Raw genomic sequence first — 15,517 nt, 5'->3', positions numbered from 1 at the left:
AAAACCGCCTGAAATTTGCCTTAAGCGAACTTTATAAATATAACACGTCTATAACCTGAATAATTACGCCCTTCAGAATCAGTCTAACAGACTGTAATGCATACGATTAGTGATATATAACCACCGTTATCGCCTTATCATCATGGTTGCACTGTACACAATGATATTTTATTATCCGCCCACTCAGGCTTACTCCGCAAAATGCGGCAATATGCTTATAAAAAGCCGGGCAGCAGTATCACTCACTTTAAAAACACCCAATATTCGCAAACAAAAATGGCAATCTGCACCGTTTTTATTGGCAGAATTTCCCATTTTCATCATGACGTTGGATTAATTCCAGAAAGTAAGTGTGTCTTCAATCTTAAATTATTTGATACGGAGTTCTCATGAAGAAGATTGTTAAATTCCTGGCGGTGATTGCCGTAGCCGGAGCACTGGCAGGTTGTGCGCGTACCGCTATTGTGCAAAATATCGACGCCCCGGTCAGCGCAGGTCACACTCAGTCACAGGTGCGCGCCGCCATTCTGAAAGCGGGTCAACAACGTCAGTGGGTAATGAACGATGCCGGTCCTGGCGTTATCACGGGTCGTCTGGATAACCGCGGCCACGTTGCCGAAATTCGTATTACTTACGCCGCAGACAGTTACTCCATCAACTACGCAAACAGCCTGAACCTGAAAGCGTCTGATGGTCGAATCCATAAAAAATACAACGCCTGGGTGAACACCCTCGATAAACAAATTCAGCAGAATTTGGCTTCAGGCGCCGCGCTTTAATTGCCATCCTGTCTAAAGTCGGGCCGGTAACGGTCCGATAATCCTGATGCATTTAATAAGGTTGTACACGCCATGTATGAACAGGATCCGTTCAGCGCGCTCGAAGCAATAGCGGAAGCGCAGCGTATTGCTTTCGCCCCGATGCTATTCCAGACGGCAGTTTGTCTGCGTAAGTTTGGGCTGCTGGATTTTCTCGATAAGCAAGGAAATCAGGGCGCAACCCTGGATGAAATTGTGCTCGGGAGTGAAGCCGATGAATATGCCGCGAGTGTATTACTCGACATGGCGCTCAGTGGACGAATTATCACGCGCAGTGCAGATCGTTTTTATCTTGCCAAAGTCGGACACTTCCTGCTCCATGATACAATGACGCGTGTGAATATGGATTTTTCGCAGGATGTTTGTTACCAGGGACTCTATTTCCTTGACGAGGCGCTAAAACAGGGAAAACCCGCAGGGCTGCGCGTGTTTGGCGAATGGCCGACCATTTACCCGGCATTATCGCAATTACCGAACCCGGCGCGGGAAAGTTGGTTTGCTTTTGACCATTACTATTCCGATGCGGCGTTTAATGCAGCGTTACCGCATATATTCGCCAGCCAGCCGGCAAGTCTGTACGATATAGGCGGAAATACCGGTAAGTGGGCAATAAGCTGCTGCAAATATGACGAAAACGTCGCGGTAACCTTGCTGGATCTGCCTGAGCAAATCGCCCTGGCGCAGGAAAACGTCAACGCAGCGGGACTCGCTTCGCGGATCGGCTTCCATGCGATTGATATGCTGGGTGATGCGCCGCTGCCCAACGCAGCGGACATCTGGTGGATGAGCCAGTTCCTGGACTGCTTCTCACCGGAACAGATTGTTGGCATCTTAAGTAAGATAGCCCAGGTCATGAAACCGGATGCCAGACTGTGCGTGATGGAACTGTTCTGGGATGCGCAAAAATTTGATGCTGCGGCATTCAGTTTGAACGCAACGTCGTTGTACTTTACCTGTATGGCGAATGGCAACAGCCGTTTTTACAGCGCGGAGAATTTCCTGCGCTATCTCGACATGGCGGGCTTCGGCGTTGAAAAGCGCCTCGATAACCTCGGGGTGGGACATACCTTATTGATATGTCATAAAAAATAAGAAAGGGCGGCGCCCGCGCCGCCATGATGCCCGAAACGGCATCACTGGATATCACGTTTTTTCGCGGACGCGCGTTTGATGAAATTTGCACTCAAGATTACCGACTGGCAGGCTCGTGCGCCGGGATTAAGTGAAGCGGCGCAGTGGCGCGAATGGTCACAGAACCGCGACGCTATCGATCCGGCGTTACCCCAGGCAAAATTGACCGCACTGCCCATGATGACCGCGCGTCGTCTCAGCTCCGGCAGTCGGCTGGCCGTTGAATGCGGCATCACGCTGCTGCGCCAGCATCAGGTTGAGGCCGTGGTCTTTACCAGCCGCCACGGTGAGCTGGAGCGTAACTTCCGCATTCTGCAAGCGCTGGCGACGGGTCAGGATCTCTCGCCGACCGATTTCGCGATGTCGGTGCACAACTCGGCGGTGGGGAACCTCACTATTGCCGCCCAGCAACCTATCGTCTCCTCTTCGCTTTCCGCCGGGCTGGATACCTTCCAGCAGGGGCTATGCGAAGTGATCTGCTTTTTGCAGGCGGGCTATCAGCGCGTACTGATGGTGGATTTCGATGGCGCGCTCCCGGCGTTTTATCACCCCGGATTGCACCCGGATATGCCAACCTGGGCCTATGCCGTTGCGCTGGTGTTTGAAGCCGGTGAAGATCTGCAATGCACCAGTGAAGCGGCAATCTGTGAAGGTGAGCCACGGTTACCGCAGAGCGTGCAGTTTTTACAGCACTATCTGCGCGACGCGCGTGAATTCACCATTCCCGGTGAGCGCCTGAACTGGCGCTGGAGCCGCACATGAAACGTCTCGCCTCTCGCCTGAATTGGGTCTGGCGTTTGCTGATGACCGGCCTGTGCTTTGCCCTGTTTGGCATCGGCGGGCTGCTGTTGTCGCTGGTGTGGTTTAACCTGCTGCTGATTGCCGTGCGCGACAAAGCGACGCGCCGCCGCCTCGCGCGCCGCAGCATTGCTGCCAGTTTCCGTCTGTTTTTAAACACCGCGAAAGCGATCGGCGCACTGGATTACCGCATCCACGGCGTTGAAACTCTGCGTCATGAGCGCGGTTGCCTGGTGGTGGCCAACCACCCCACGCTGATTGACTATGTGCTGCTGGCATCGGTGATGCCGGAAACCGACTGTCTGGTTAAAAGCGCGCTGCTGCGCAACCCCTTTCTCGGCGGCGTGGTGAAAGCCGCGGACTACCTGATTAACAGTCAGGCGGATGCGCTGCTTCCCGCCTGTGAACAGCGCCTGCAACAGGGCGATACGATTTTAATCTTCCCCGAAGGCACGCGTACACGCCCGGGAGAGGCAATGACACTGCAACGCGGCGCGGCAAATATTGCTGTGCGCTGCGGTTGTGATTTACGCATCGTGGTCATCCACTGTAGTGAACATCTGCTGGATAAACACAGCCGATGGTATGACGTCCCACCCCGTAAGCCCATGTTTACCGTGGAAGTACGCGAACGGGTGGCAATAAAACAATTTTTTGATGCGGAATCGCAAGAACCGGCGCTGGCGGCAAGACAGTTGAACCGGCATCTTCTGCATCAATTAACACCGGGTTTTGCACCTTTTTAGGAATGAATGATGCAACAGCTTTATCTTGAAATTAAAAATCTCATCATCAACACACTGAATCTGGATGAACTGAGCGCCGATGACATCGACACCGATGTGGCGCTGTTTGGGGATGGTCTGGGACTGGATTCTATTGACGCGCTGGAATTAGGTCTGGCGATTAAAAACCAGTACGCCGTGGTTTTGTCAGCAGAAAGCGAAGAGATGCGTCAGCACTTCTACTCTGTCGCCACGCTGGCGTCATTTATCCAGGCTCAACGCGCATAAGAGTGGGTTCGCTATGATCGAGAAAAATGAAATTTACCAGGAAGTCTCTACCCTTCTTACCAAACTGTTTGAAATCGACCCGCAGGATATCTCCCCGGAATCCCGCCTGTACGAAGATCTGGAGCTGGACAGCATCGACGCCGTCGACATGATTGTGCACCTGCAGAAAAAAACCGGTAAGAAAATCAAGCCGGAAGAGTTCAAAGCCGTGCGCACCGTACAGGATGTTGTCGACGCGGTAGAACGTTTACTGCAAGAAGAGTAAACCACGATGCGCGGATCCCGCCTCCAATCGGGACTCAGGCTGGTCGCTGCCCTGTTGATGCTCAGTTGGCCATTTGTGGTCTGGTTTGGCCTGACGCATAACAGCCTGCACTGGCTGCTGCCTCTGATGGCGCTGATGCTGCTTTTCCGCTTACAGCAAGCCCGGCAGGCGATAGCGCCGCTGCGCGCTGTCAGCGGCGGCGTGGCGGTTGTGGGCATCGCGTTGTGCGCGGCAAGCTGGCTGCTAAAAACCCACCAGTTGCTGCTGTTCTACCCGGTGGCGGTCAATCTCATCATGCTGGTGGTGTTTGGCGGGTCACTCAAAACGGCGATGCCGCTGGTTGAGCGACTGGCGCGCCTGCGTGAACCGCAGTTACCCGCCGCCGCCGTACGGTATACCCGCCGCGTAACGCAGATCTGGTGCATCTTTTTTGTGCTGAACGGCGGCATTGCGCTGTTTACCGCCCTGTACGGCGATATGCGCCTGTGGACAGCCTGGAACGGGATGATCGCCTATCTGCTGATGGGTGCGCTCATGGCGGGAGAGTGGCTGGTGCGCCGCCAGGTGATAAAACGAGAGACAACATGAAGACCCTTCCTTTCGCCGCCTGGCTAAACAGCCCGCGCGCTGCCGAAACGCCCATCGCCTGGCTTGGCGATCAAACATGGACGCTGGGACATCTGCGTCATGACGTTTCACAATGCGTCGCGCAATTAACGCAGCAACCCGGCGAACGCTGGGCGCTCTGTTTCGAAAACAGCTACCTGTTTATTGTGGCGCTGTTAGCCTCGCTGCACGCGGGTAAAACCCCGGTCATCCCTGGTCATAGCCGGGTATCGCTGCTGGCAGAGCAGCAATCCCTGTTCGACGGGGTGTTAAGCGATCGTCCGCTGAACTGGGAAGGGCCACACTATGTGGTGGCATCCGACAATATGCAGACCACAGATGCGCCTGCGTTTCCCGCACTGCGCGAAGATGCCTATGTTGAGCTTTTTACCTCCGGCTCCACCGGGCAGCCGCGCCGGGTTATCAAACCCATCGCCTGTCTGGACAAAGAAGCCGCATTACTGGCCGCGCGCTTTGCCGATCGCCTGGCCGGGTGCCGTGTTGTTGCCTCCGTGGTGCCGCAACATCTGTACGGCCTGACGTTCCGCATCTTTCTGCCGATGTCGCTCGGGTTGCCGCTGCATGCCGCCATGCTCTATTACGCAGAGCAACTGGCTGCGCTCGACGGGCTGCACCGTTACGCCTTTATCAGCAGCCCGGCATTTTTAAAACGCCTCGATCCCCGGCTCTCGCCTCCGCCAGTGTCGCTTATCCTCTCGGCGGGCGGCATGCTGCCCTGGCGCGATGTACAGGAAACAGCGAACTGGCTGGGCGTCTGGCCGGATGAAATCTATGGCAGCACCGAAACCGGGATCCTCGCCTGGCGTTATCGCCAGCAGGATAACATCTCGTGGCTGCCGTTCCCCGGCGTGACCATCAAACAGGAAGCGGAGAGCTTTCGCGCACATTCGCCGCTTATTCCCGAACCCGAAGGCTTGTTGCTCGACGATGAGCTGACTTTCGACGCCAGCGGCACATTCCAGATTGCCGGTCGCCGCGGTCGGGTGGTCAAAATCGAAGAGAAGCGCATTTCACTTAGCGAGATCGAACGCCGCGTACTGGAGCTGGGCGGTATTCGTGAAGCAGCGGCGTTGCCGGTCTCCCGTGGCGGTCGCCAGGGTGTGGGCGTTCTGCTGGTGCTGGACGATGAGATGCGCACGCAATGGCTACGCAGCGACAGTAAAGCCCTGGAGCTGTCGTGGCGGCGGGCGCTTATCCCGTGGCTTGAACCGGTGGCAGTGCCGCGCTACTGGCGCATTCTGGATGAGATCCCGGTCAACAGTATGAACAAGCGGGTTTATGCGCAACTACAGGAGTTATTTCATGAAACCCCATGAAATTGAACGCCGTCAGGCGCAACCACAACACGCGGAAATCGTGATCCAACTGGAGCCGGAACTGTTCTGGTTTCGTGGTCATTTTGCCATTCAGCCTCTGCTTCCCGGCGTGGCACAACTCGACTGGGCGATGCATTACGCCACCACCCTGCTGGCGCCGGAGCACCGTTTTCACAGCATTCAAAGCGTAAAGTTCCAGGCCCCCTTGTTGCCGGACAACGTCGTCACGCTGGTACTCGACTGGCACGAAGAAAAACAGCAACTGGCCTTCAGCTATCATCGCCATGAGGGTGAAGCACGCCACCTCTGTAGCAGCGGGAAGATTCGCCTATGTCGTTAACATTTACCCCTTGTGTGGTGATCCCTTGTTATAACCACGGCGCGATGATGCCGCGCGTTCTGGAACGTTTGCAGCCTGCGGGTTTGCACTGTTTTGTGGTGGATGACGGCAGTGACGACGCCACGCGGCAGACGCTGGCGTCGCTGGCGCAGACCTACCCCAACCTGACCCTGATACGCCTGGCGCAGAACGCCGGGAAAGGCGAAGCGGTGATCCGTGGTTTGCAGGAAGCCGCACAAGCGGGCTTCACGCACGCGGTACAGGTGGATGCTGACGGGCAGCATGCCATAGAAGATATCCCGGCGTTACTGGCGCTGGCGGAACAACACCCGCAGGCGCTGATTTCCGGTCAACCGCTGTATGACGATTCGATTCCCCGTTCGCGCCTGTATGGCCGCTGGATCACCCACATCTGGGTATGGATTGAAACCCTGTCGCTGCAACTGAAAGACAGTATGTGCGGTTTTCGCGTTTACCCGATTGCCCCCACGCTTCAGCTCGCCAGTAGGGTGACGCTCGGCAAACGTATGGATTTCGACACCGAAGTGATGGTGCGACTTTACTGGCAGGGCAATGACAGCTACTTCGTGCCGACGCGCGTGACCTACCCGCAGGATGGGCTGTCGCATTTCGACGCCCTGAAAGATAACGTGCGCATTTCACTGATGCATACCCGCCTGTTCTTCGGCATGCTGCCGCGCATTCCTTCTCTGCTGTTTCGCCGCAATGCCACGCACTGGGCGCAGCAAAAAGAGGTGCAAGGCCTGTGGGGGATGCGCTTTATGCTGCTGGTCTGGCGCGTATTAGGTCGCCGCGCTTTCTCACTGCTGCTCTATCCGGTGGTCGCCGTCTACTGGCTCCTCGCCCGTGATGCACGCCGGGCATCGAAAAACTGGCTGGCGCGGGTGCGCACCACGCTGGCAGCCCACCATCTTCCGCGCCCTGCCGGGTTAAACAGCTACCGCCACTTTTTGCGCTTCGGCGAAGCGATGCTGGATAAAGTCGCAGGCTGGCGTGGCGAGTTGCACTTTGGCCGCGATGTGGAGTTCGCCCCCGGCGCGGAAGAAGCACTCGGTCTGCACGATGGCAAAGGCAAGCTGCTGCTGGCGTCGCATCTGGGTGATGTGGAAGCCAGCCGGGCGCTGGCGCAGATCAACGAGAGCAAAATTATCCATGCGCTGGTGTTTCATGAAAACGCCCTGCGCTTTAAGCAGATCATGCAAGAGATGGCGCCGGACGCTGGCGTTAACCTCATCCCGGTGAAGCACATCGGCCCGGACACCGCCATGTTGCTGAAAGAGAAGCTTGATCGCGGGGAATGGGTAGCGATCGTCGGCGATCGGCTGGCAGTTAACCCGCAACGCGGCGGCGACTGGCGGGTGAACTGGAGCGAATTTATGGGCCACCCTGCCCCCTTCCCGCAGGGGCCGTTTATTCTCGCTGCGGCGTTACGCTGCCCGGTACTGCTGATGTTTGCATTGCGCCAGCAGGGCAAATTGCGCCTGCACTGCGAAGTGTTCGCCGATCCGTTGCCCATGCCGCGCGCCGCAAGGCAGGCCGCTCTGCGTGAGGCAACAGACCGCTATGCTGCGCGCCTTGAGCACTACGCCCTGCAATCGCCGCTCGACTGGTTTAACTTTTTTGATTTCTGGCGGCTGCCCGATCACGCACCGCAATCCACGGACAAGGAGTAACAGGTGTTAAACGATCCGCGTTTTACCGCCGAAGTAGAACTGACCGTTCCCTTCCACGACGTCGATATGATGGGCGTGGTGTGGCACGGTAACTACTTCCGCTACTTTGAGATTGCCCGCGAGGCGCTACTGAATCAGTTTGATTATGGCTACCGCCAGATGAAAGCCTCCGGCTATGTCTGGCCGGTGGTGGACACCCGGGTGAAATACCGCGATGTGCTGACCTTTGAACAGCATTTTCGCGTGCGCGCCCGACTGGAAGAGTTCGAAAACCGCCTGAAAATCGCTTACGACATCTTTGATGCCGCCAGCGGTAAACGCACCACCACCGGTTACACCATTCAGGTCGCGGTGGACGAAAAAAGCCGTGAGATGTGCTTTGTCAGCCCGGCAGTGTTGTTTGAACGTATGGGGGTAACACCATGAAATACTGGCCTTTGCTGGCGCTGTTGCTCAGCCCCTTCGTTGGCGCGATCACGCTGGACACGCTGCAACAACGTTTTACCGAACAACCGGTAGTGCGGGCGCATTTCGCCCAGACCCGCACCATTAAAGATCTGCCGCAGCCTCTGCGCTCGCAGGGCGAGATGTTGATCGCACGCGACCAGGGCTTGCTGTGGGATCAAAAGTCGCCGTTCCCGATGGCGCTGATGCTTGATGACTCGCGGATGGTGCAAATCATCAACGGTCAGCCGCCGCAGGTGATCACCGCCGAAAACAACCCGCAGATGTTCCAGTTTAACCACCTGCTGCGCGCACTGTTCCAGGCCGATCGCGCCGTTCTGGAGCAAAACTTCCGCATCGATTTTAACGATGTGGGCGCAGGACGCTGGACCCTGAAACTGACGCCGATCACCACGCCGCTGGATAAGATTTTCACCTCTATCGAGCTTGCCGGTCAGCAGTATCTGGACAGCATCCGCCTGAACGACAAACAGGGCGATCTCACCGATATCGCTTTTTCCCAACACCGACTGACGCCCACCACGCTGACCGATGACGAACGCCAACGCTTTGCCGCGCACTAACTCCCCGCGTCCGGCGCTACTCTGGGGACTGCTCTGCCTGCTGCTGCTCGGCATGCTGCTGATGCTGCTGCCGAAAGCGCGCATGAACAGCAGCGTGCTGGCGATGCTGCCCGCCCAGGCGATGGGTACGCTTCCCCCGGCGCTGAACGATGGCTTTATGCAGCGCCTCGACAAGCAGTTGGTCTGGCTGGTCAGCCCCGGCAAACAGGCCAATCCTGAGGCAGCGAAATACTGGCTTTCCTTACTCAACCAGTCGCAAGCGGTGAACAACCTGAAAGGGCCGATGGATGCGCAAAGCCAGCAAGCCTGGGGCACATTCTTCTGGCAACATCGTAACGCCCTGCTCGACAGCGCCACCCGTGCGCGCCTGCAAAACGGTGGCGACGCACAGGCCCAATGGGTGCTGACGCAGCTCTACTCGGCGTTTTCCGGCGTGAGCGGTAAAGAGCTGCAAAACGATCCGTTGATGCTGATGCGCGGCGCACAACTCGCGATGGCGCAGAACAGCCAGAAGCTGCGGCTGATGGATGGCTGGCTGGTGACGCAGGACGATCAAGGCAACAACTGGTATCTGCTGCATGGCGAACTGGCGGGTTCCTCATTCGATATGCAGCAAACGCATCAGTTTGTTAACACGCTGGCGTCACTGGAAGCGCAACTGAAAGCCCGGTTCCCGCAAGCACAGTTGCTGTCGCGTGGCACGGTGTTCTACAGCGATTACGCCAGCCAGCAAGCCAAACGCGATGTCTCGACGCTGGGCATCGCCACTATTCTTGGCGTGATTGCGCTGATTATCGCCGTGTTCCGCTCCCTGCGCCCCCTGTTGCTGTGCCTGATTTCAATTGCCATTGGCGCGCTGGCGGGCACCGTCGCTACGCTGCTCCTGTTCGGCGAACTGCATCTGATGACGCTGGTGATGAGCCTGAGCATCATCGGGATTTCAGCAGATTACACGCTTTACTACCTGACTGAACGGATGGTGCACGGCGCAGAGGCATCGCCATGGCAAAGTCTCGCCAAAGTGCGTAATGCGTTGTTGCTGGCGCTGGCCACCACCGTTGTCGCCTACCTGATCATGATGCTGGCCCCCTTCCCCGGCATCCGCCAGATGGCGATTTTCGCCGCGGTCGGCCTCAGCGCCTCCTGCCTGACGGTGATCTTCTGGCATCCGTGGCTGTGCCGCGGTTTACCGGTGCGCCCGGTGCCCGCCATGGTGCTGCTTCTGCGCTGGCTGGCAGCCTGGCGGCGCAATAAAAAACTCGCTGTTGGTCTGCCAGTGGCGCTGGCGCTGTTCTCCCTCGCCGGTCTCGCTACGCTGCGCATTAATGACGATATCAGCCAGTTACAGGCGCTGCCGCAGGGGATCCTGGCGCAGGAGAAAGCCATCACGGCGCTGACCGGGCAAAGCGTCGATCAGAAATGGTTTGTGATTTATGGCGATACGCCGCAGCAAACGCTGGAGCGGTTAGAAGCGTTTACGCCGCAACTGGAGCAAGCGCGCAAACAGGGGATGATTTCGGGTTTCCGCACCCTCCCGATTAACTCACTGGCGCGACAACAGCAGGATCTCGAGCTGCTGAAAAACGCGACGCCTGCCGTGTCGCGCACGCTACAAGCCGCGGGTATGGCAAATGTTGCGCCAGACCTCAGCCCGATGAGCGTTACCGTTGAACAGTGGCTTGTCAGTCCGGCCAGTGAAGGCTGGCGGTTACTGTGGTTAACGCTGCCCGGAGGGCAAAGCGGTGTGCTGGCTCCGGTCGACGGTGTTAAAGACAGCGCCGCACTTAGCGCGCTGGCAAAAACGCAACCGGGCATCGCCTGGGTAGATCGCAAAAGCGCGTTTGATGAACTGTTTGCGCTGTACCGGCTGGTGTTAACCGGGTTGCTGTTCGTGGCGCTGGCGGTGATTGCCGCAGGCGCAGTGCTGCGTCTGGGCTGGAAAAAAGGGCTGATAAGCCTTGTGCCATCAGTGCTGTCGCTCGGTTGCGGGCTGGCGGTGTTATCACTGAGCGGTCACGCGGTGAACCTGTTTTCCCTGCTGGCGCTGGTGCTGGTACTGGGGATCGGCATCAACTACACGCTGTTTTTCAGCAACCCGCGCGGCACGCCGCTTACCTCATTGCTGGCTATCACGCTGGCCATGATAACCACGTTACTCACCCTGGGGATGCTGGTGTTCAGCGCCACTCAGGCTATCAGCAGTTTCGGCATTGTGCTGGTCAGCGGTATTTTTACCGCCTTCCTGCTTTCGCCCCTCGCAATGCCAGCAAAAAAAGAGAGAAAACGATGATTCGCCCCCTCTGGACTGGCGTCGCGCTTGCCGCCGCCCTGCTGCTCACCGGATGCAGCCACTCAACCCATACCCCCGACGGCAGCCGCCCGCAAGCGTGGCTGGAACCGGGAACCCGCGTGACACTGCCTGCGCCGGGGATCGCGCCGGCGGTGAACTCCCAGCAGCTATTAACCGGCAGCTTTAACGGGCAAACCCAGTCATTGCTGGTGATGATGACCGCCGACGACAAAAAAATCACCCTTGCCGGGCTCTCGTCGGTGGGGATCCGTTTATTCCTCGTCACCTATGACGAGCGCGGGATCCATACCGAGCAGTCGATCGTCGTGCCGCAACTGCCTCCCGCCAGCCAGGTGCTGGCAGACGTGATGATCAGCCACTGGCCGATTGCCGCCTGGCAGCCGCAGTTGCCAAAAGGCTGGACGCTGACCGATCACGACGATAAACGCGAACTGCGTAACGCGAGCGGGAAGCTGGTAACGGAAATCACCTACCTGCAACGCAAAGGCAAACGCGAGCCGATCAGCATCGAGCAGCATGTCTTTAAATACCACATCACCATTCAATATTTGGGTGACTGAGATGATCTACATTTCCGCCATCGGCATGGTGAACGCGCTGGGACGCACCCTGGATGAGATAGCCGCCAACCTGACGCGCGGCCATGCGCCGGGGATGCACACCCGTACCGGCTGGTTGCAGGGGCAAACGGAGGTGGTGCTCGGCAGCGTGGACGGCGAACTGCCCACCATTCCGCCGCAGATGGATGCCCACCGCAGCCGCAATAATCAACTGCTGCTGGCGGCGCTGGAACAAATCCAGCCAACGGTGGATGAGGCGATTGCCCGCTATGGCCGCGACCGTGTGGCGGTGGTGCTGGGCACCAGTACTTCCGGTCTGGATGAAGGGGATTTGCACGTCCGGCTTTCGCTCAACGGGGAAGAGAGCCTTGCATGGCGCTACCCGCAGCAGGAACTGGGCGATCCGTCGCGCTTTTTAAGCCGCTGGCTGGCGCTGGAAGGCCCGTCGTTTACCGTTTCCACCGCGTGCTCTTCCAGCGCGCGCGCCATTATCAATGGTTACCGCCTGATTGAAGCCGGTCTGGCGGATGTAGCGATTGTCGGCGGCGCAGACACCCTGAGCCGGATGCCGGTCAACGGATTTAACAGTCTGGAGTCGTTTTCCCCTACACTGTGCCAGCCGTTTGGCCGTGACCGCTGCGGCATTACGATTGGCGAGGCATCGGCGTTGATGGTGCTGACCCGAGAGCCACAGCCGCTGGCGCTACTCGGCACCGGCGAATCCAGCGATGCATGGCATATTTCCGCACCGCATCCGCAGGGCGAAGGGGCAATCCGCGCTATCAATATGGCGCTGGCGCAAGCCAGGCTCACGCCGACCGATGTGGGGTATATCAATCTGCATGGCACCGCCACACCGCTCAACGATCAGATTGAATCGGCGGTCGTACACGCGCTGTTTGGCGACGGTGTGCCGTGCAGCTCCACCAAACACTTAACCGGGCACACGCTGGGCGCGGCGGGCATTACGGAAGCGGCGCTGAGCGCGCTGATCCTGCAACGCGACCTGCCGCTGCCGCCTCAGGATTTTAGCCGCGGGCCTGTCGATCCGACGCTCCCGGCCTGCGGCCTGTTGTTGCGCGCACAGCCACTGGCGAACCCGGTCATTTTATCCAACTCCTTCGCCTTTGGCGGAAACAACGCCAGTATTTTGCTGGGGAGAGTGACATGATTCAGTACCTTACGGCGGGGGAATATCTGCCCCATGACGCGCCGATGATCCTGCTGGAAGACGTTATTTCGGTAACGGATGACGATGCCCACTGCCGGGTGAGAGTGAATAAGGGCGGCCTGCTGTCGCCCTTTATGGATGCGCAAGGCAACCTGCCCGGCTGGTATGCACTGGAGCTGATGGCGCAGTGCATTGGCGTCTGGTCCGGCTGGCACCGCCTGCAACGCGGCGAAGAGAGCATTGCGCTGGGAATGGTGCTCGGCGCGCGGGAGCTGACCTGCGCCGCAGGCTCATTGCCCGCAGGCGCAGTGCTGGATGTGCACGCCAAACTGCTGATGCAGGATGCGCGTTTCGGCAGCTTCGACTGCACTATCCAGATTGGCGCAGACACCGTTTCTGTCGGGCGCATCAACACCTTCCAGCCGACGAAAGACGAGCTTAGCTCGCTGTTTCATCAACCACACACATCGAAAGGGGCAGAGGCATGAATCGTTCCGTACTTGTTACCGGAGCCAGTAAAGGCATCGGCCGCGCCATTGCCCAACACCTTGCCGCCGATGGTTTTACCGTTGGCGTGCACTATCATCGTGACGAAAACGGTGCGCAGGAAACGCTGCATGCTATTGAACAGGCGGGCGGCACGGGTCGTCTGCTGAGTTTTGATGTCGGCAACCGCGAACAGTGTCGCCGTGTTCTGGAACAGGATATTGAGCAGCACGGTGCCTGGTATGGCGTGGTCAGCAATGCAGGTATCACCCGTGACGCGGCGTTCCCGGCGCTGAGCGATGATGACTGGGATGCGGTGATCCACACCAATCTCGACAGCTTCTACAACGTGATTCAACCCTGCATCATGCCAATGATTGGCCTGCGCAAAGGCGGACGCATCATTACCCTCTCCTCGGTTTCCGGGGTGATGGGCAATCGCGGCCAGGTTAACTACAGTGCGGCAAAAGCCGGTATTATCGGCGCCACAAAAGCGCTGGCGATTGAACTGGCGAAACGCAAAATCACCGTGAACTGCATCGCGCCGGGGCTGATTGATACCGGCATGATTGAAATGGAAGAGGCCGCGTTGAAAGAAGCGATGGCGATCATCCCGATGAAACGTATGGGCCAGGCGCAAGAAGTGGCCGGGCTTGCCAGCTATTTAATGTCAGATATCGCGGGTTACGTGACCCGCCAGGTTATTTCCATCAACGGGGGAATGTTATGACACGTCGCGTCGTCATTACCGGCATGGGCGGCGTCACCGCCTTTGGCCAGAGCTGGCAGGAGGTGTCAAAACGTCTGCTGGCCTACGAAAACGCCGTCCGCAAAATGCCGGAGTGGCAAATTTACGACGGTCTGCATACCCTGCTTGGCGCACCGATTGATGACTTCACGTTGCCGGATCACTACACCCGCAAGCGCATCCGTGCGATGGGCCGCGTGTCGCTGCTCTCCACCCGCGCCAGCGAACTGGCGCTGGAACAGGCCGGGTTGATTGACGATCCGGTATTAACCCGCGGCAATACCGGCATCGCTTACGGCTCATCAACCGGCAGTACCGGCCCGGTGAGCGAGTTCGCCACCATGCTGACCGAAAAGCACACTAACAACATCACCGGCACAACCTACGTGCAGATGATGCCGCACACCACGGCGGTGAATACCGGGCTGTTTTTCGGCCTGCGCGGACGTGTTATTCCCACTTCCAGCGCCTGTACGTCCGGTAGCCAGGCCATTGGTTATGCCTGGGAAGCGATTCGTCACGGTTATCAGGACGTGATGGTCGCAGGCGGCGCAGAAGAGCTGTGCCCATCGGAAGCGGCGGTGTTTGATACGTTGTTTGCCACCAGCCAGCGCAACGATGAACCGAAAACCACGCCATCCCCGTTCGATGCCAGCCGCGATGGTCTGGTGATCGGCGAAGGCGCAGGCACGCTGATTCTGGAAGAGTTGGAACACGCGAAGGCACGCGGGGCGACCATTTTCGGCGAAATCGTCGGCTTTGCTACCAACTGCGACGCTGCGCATATCACTCAGCCACAGCGGGAAACCATGCAGATTTGTATGGAGCAGGCGCTGAACATTGCCGGGCTCAGCCCGCTGGATATTGGCTATATTTCCGCTCACGGCACAGCGACCGATCGCGGCGATATTGCAGAAAGCCAGGCAACGGCGGCCATCTTTGGCGATAATGTTCCCATCTCGTCGCTGAAAAGCTACTTCGGTCATACCCTTGGGGCATGCGGCGCGCTGGAAGCCTGGATGAGCCTGCAAATGATGCGTGAAGGCTGGTTTGCGCCGACGCTCAACCTGACCACCCCGGATGAGCAGTGCGGCGCACTGGATTACATCAAGGGTGAAGCGCGCCGGATCGATTGCGAATACCTGCAAAGCAATAACTTCGCTTTTGGCGGCATCAACACCTCCATCATTATTAAACGCTGGGCATAACGT

At 58.0% G+C, this 15,517-nt stretch carries 17 protein-coding genes and 1 pseudogene; all 18 read left to right on the top strand.

The annotated features are described in order from the left end of the window. Nucleotides 1-389 precede the first annotated feature (389 nt). Nucleotides 390-779 carry a hypothetical protein gene (locus tag ACQ3G7_RS18885; protein WP_263098974.1) on the top strand — a complete coding sequence of 130 codons (390 nt, stop codon included), beginning with the start codon at nucleotides 390-392 and terminating at the stop codon, nucleotides 777-779. A 72-nt stretch (nucleotides 780-851) separates the two neighbouring features. Beyond that, nucleotides 852-1,910, top strand: a complete 1,059-nt coding sequence (locus ACQ3G7_RS18880) for a methyltransferase (protein WP_430891187.1) — start codon at nucleotides 852-854, stop codon at nucleotides 1,908-1,910. Between the two features lie 78 nt (nucleotides 1,911-1,988). Further along, nucleotides 1,989-2,711 (top strand): beta-ketoacyl synthase chain length factor, encoded by a 723-nt coding sequence (locus ACQ3G7_RS18875; RefSeq protein WP_430891185.1) that lies wholly within the window; start codon nucleotides 1,989-1,991, stop codon nucleotides 2,709-2,711. Then, nucleotides 2,690-3,522 (top strand): annotated as a pseudogene (locus ACQ3G7_RS18870) (lysophospholipid acyltransferase family protein). The gene ACQ3G7_RS18875 and the pseudogene ACQ3G7_RS18870 overlap by 22 nt, the downstream one beginning before the upstream one ends. Continuing rightward, nucleotides 3,503-3,760 (top strand): phosphopantetheine-binding protein, encoded by a 258-nt coding sequence (locus ACQ3G7_RS18865; protein ID WP_061492806.1) that lies wholly within the window; start codon nucleotides 3,503-3,505, stop codon nucleotides 3,758-3,760. Before ACQ3G7_RS18870 ends, ACQ3G7_RS18865 begins: the two are co-directional and overlap by 20 nt. 13 nt (nucleotides 3,761-3,773) lie before the next feature. Further along, entirely contained in the window at nucleotides 3,774-4,025 is a 252-nt protein-coding gene (locus ACQ3G7_RS18860) for an acyl carrier protein (protein ID WP_061492805.1), read from the top strand. Nucleotides 4,026-4,031: 6 nt separating this feature from the next. Beyond that, nucleotides 4,032-4,613 (top strand): COG4648 family protein, encoded by a 582-nt coding sequence (locus ACQ3G7_RS18855; RefSeq protein WP_430891183.1) that lies wholly within the window; start codon nucleotides 4,032-4,034, stop codon nucleotides 4,611-4,613. After that, on the top strand, nucleotides 4,610-5,968 hold the full coding sequence (locus ACQ3G7_RS18850; RefSeq protein WP_430891181.1) for a class I adenylate-forming enzyme family protein: 1,359 nt from the start codon (nucleotides 4,610-4,612) through the stop codon (nucleotides 5,966-5,968). Before ACQ3G7_RS18855 ends, ACQ3G7_RS18850 begins: the two co-directional genes overlap by 4 nt. Next, complete coding sequence (locus ACQ3G7_RS18845) at nucleotides 5,955-6,308, top strand: ApeI family dehydratase (protein ID WP_430891179.1); 354 nt, start codon at nucleotides 5,955-5,957, stop codon at nucleotides 6,306-6,308. Before ACQ3G7_RS18850 ends, ACQ3G7_RS18845 begins: the two co-directional genes overlap by 14 nt. After that, the gene (locus tag ACQ3G7_RS18840; protein WP_430891177.1) at nucleotides 6,299-8,002 is read left to right on the top strand and encodes a glycosyltransferase family 2 protein; all 1,704 of its coding nucleotides are present in this window, start codon (nucleotides 6,299-6,301) and stop codon (nucleotides 8,000-8,002) included. The genes ACQ3G7_RS18845 and ACQ3G7_RS18840 overlap by 10 nt, the downstream gene beginning before the upstream one ends. A gap of 3 nt (nucleotides 8,003-8,005) precedes the next feature. Then, a complete protein-coding gene (locus tag ACQ3G7_RS18835; RefSeq protein WP_061492800.1) occupies nucleotides 8,006-8,428 on the top strand; it encodes an acyl-CoA thioesterase in 423 nt (140 codons plus the stop codon). Beyond that, entirely contained in the window at nucleotides 8,425-9,030 is a 606-nt protein-coding gene (locus ACQ3G7_RS18830) for an outer membrane lipoprotein carrier protein LolA (RefSeq protein WP_430891175.1), read from the top strand. Before ACQ3G7_RS18835 ends, ACQ3G7_RS18830 begins: the two co-directional genes overlap by 4 nt. Then, nucleotides 8,999-11,320: an MMPL family transporter gene (locus ACQ3G7_RS18825; protein WP_430891173.1), complete on the top strand. Its 2,322-nt coding sequence runs from the start codon at nucleotides 8,999-9,001 to the stop codon at nucleotides 11,318-11,320. The genes ACQ3G7_RS18830 and ACQ3G7_RS18825 overlap by 32 nt, the downstream gene beginning before the upstream one ends. Continuing rightward, the gene (locus tag ACQ3G7_RS18820) at nucleotides 11,317-11,901 is read left to right on the top strand and encodes a DUF3261 domain-containing protein (RefSeq protein WP_430891171.1); all 585 of its coding nucleotides are present in this window, start codon (nucleotides 11,317-11,319) and stop codon (nucleotides 11,899-11,901) included. Before ACQ3G7_RS18825 ends, ACQ3G7_RS18820 begins: the two co-directional genes overlap by 4 nt. 1 nt (nucleotide 11,902) lies before the next feature. Beyond that, entirely contained in the window at nucleotides 11,903-13,072 is a 1,170-nt protein-coding gene (locus tag ACQ3G7_RS18815) for a beta-ketoacyl-[acyl-carrier-protein] synthase family protein (protein WP_430891169.1), read from the top strand. After that, a complete protein-coding gene (locus tag ACQ3G7_RS18810; RefSeq protein WP_430891167.1) occupies nucleotides 13,069-13,560 on the top strand; it encodes a hotdog family protein in 492 nt (163 codons plus the stop codon). The genes ACQ3G7_RS18815 and ACQ3G7_RS18810 overlap by 4 nt, the downstream gene beginning before the upstream one ends. Continuing rightward, nucleotides 13,557-14,288, top strand: coding sequence for a 3-ketoacyl-ACP reductase FabG2 (locus tag ACQ3G7_RS18805; RefSeq protein ID WP_430891165.1), 732 nt, complete (start codon nucleotides 13,557-13,559; stop codon nucleotides 14,286-14,288). Before ACQ3G7_RS18810 ends, ACQ3G7_RS18805 begins: the two co-directional genes overlap by 4 nt. Next, the gene (locus ACQ3G7_RS18800) at nucleotides 14,285-15,514 is read left to right on the top strand and encodes a beta-ketoacyl-ACP synthase (protein ID WP_263098955.1); all 1,230 of its coding nucleotides are present in this window, start codon (nucleotides 14,285-14,287) and stop codon (nucleotides 15,512-15,514) included. Before ACQ3G7_RS18805 ends, ACQ3G7_RS18800 begins: the two co-directional genes overlap by 4 nt. The last annotated feature ends 3 nt before the right edge of the window (nucleotides 15,515-15,517 follow it).

The sequence above is a fragment of the Kosakonia sp. N21 genome (assembly GCF_050587465.1).
Taxonomy (GTDB): Bacteria; Pseudomonadota; Gammaproteobacteria; order Enterobacterales; family Enterobacteriaceae.
Note: the sequence above shows the minus strand (reverse complement) of the source record. Positions and strands in the feature narration are given on the sequence as shown.

Coding starts and splice junctions, on each gene's coding strand:
- ACQ3G7_RS18810 (WP_430891167.1), top strand. CDS start 13,069: ATGATTCAGTACCTTACGGCGGGGGAATATCTGCCCCATGACGCGCCG.
- ACQ3G7_RS18860 (WP_061492805.1), top strand. CDS start 3,774: ATGATCGAGAAAAATGAAATTTACCAGGAAGTCTCTACCCTTCTTACC.
- ACQ3G7_RS18820 (WP_430891171.1), top strand. CDS start 11,317: ATGATTCGCCCCCTCTGGACTGGCGTCGCGCTTGCCGCCGCCCTGCTG.
- ACQ3G7_RS18875 (WP_430891185.1), top strand. CDS start 1,989: ATGAAATTTGCACTCAAGATTACCGACTGGCAGGCTCGTGCGCCGGGA.
- ACQ3G7_RS18815 (WP_430891169.1), top strand. CDS start 11,903: ATGATCTACATTTCCGCCATCGGCATGGTGAACGCGCTGGGACGCACC.
- ACQ3G7_RS18855 (WP_430891183.1), top strand. CDS start 4,032: ATGCGCGGATCCCGCCTCCAATCGGGACTCAGGCTGGTCGCTGCCCTG.
- ACQ3G7_RS18840 (WP_430891177.1), top strand. CDS start 6,299: ATGTCGTTAACATTTACCCCTTGTGTGGTGATCCCTTGTTATAACCAC.
- ACQ3G7_RS18800 (WP_263098955.1), top strand. CDS start 14,285: ATGACACGTCGCGTCGTCATTACCGGCATGGGCGGCGTCACCGCCTTT.
- ACQ3G7_RS18830 (WP_430891175.1), top strand. CDS start 8,425: ATGAAATACTGGCCTTTGCTGGCGCTGTTGCTCAGCCCCTTCGTTGGC.
- ACQ3G7_RS18885 (WP_263098974.1), top strand. CDS start 390: ATGAAGAAGATTGTTAAATTCCTGGCGGTGATTGCCGTAGCCGGAGCA.
- ACQ3G7_RS18845 (WP_430891179.1), top strand. CDS start 5,955: ATGAAACCCCATGAAATTGAACGCCGTCAGGCGCAACCACAACACGCG.
- ACQ3G7_RS18865 (WP_061492806.1), top strand. CDS start 3,503: ATGCAACAGCTTTATCTTGAAATTAAAAATCTCATCATCAACACACTG.
- ACQ3G7_RS18825 (WP_430891173.1), top strand. CDS start 8,999: ATGACGAACGCCAACGCTTTGCCGCGCACTAACTCCCCGCGTCCGGCG.
- ACQ3G7_RS18805 (WP_430891165.1), top strand. CDS start 13,557: ATGAATCGTTCCGTACTTGTTACCGGAGCCAGTAAAGGCATCGGCCGC.
- ACQ3G7_RS18850 (WP_430891181.1), top strand. CDS start 4,610: ATGAAGACCCTTCCTTTCGCCGCCTGGCTAAACAGCCCGCGCGCTGCC.
- ACQ3G7_RS18880 (WP_430891187.1), top strand. CDS start 852: ATGTATGAACAGGATCCGTTCAGCGCGCTCGAAGCAATAGCGGAAGCG.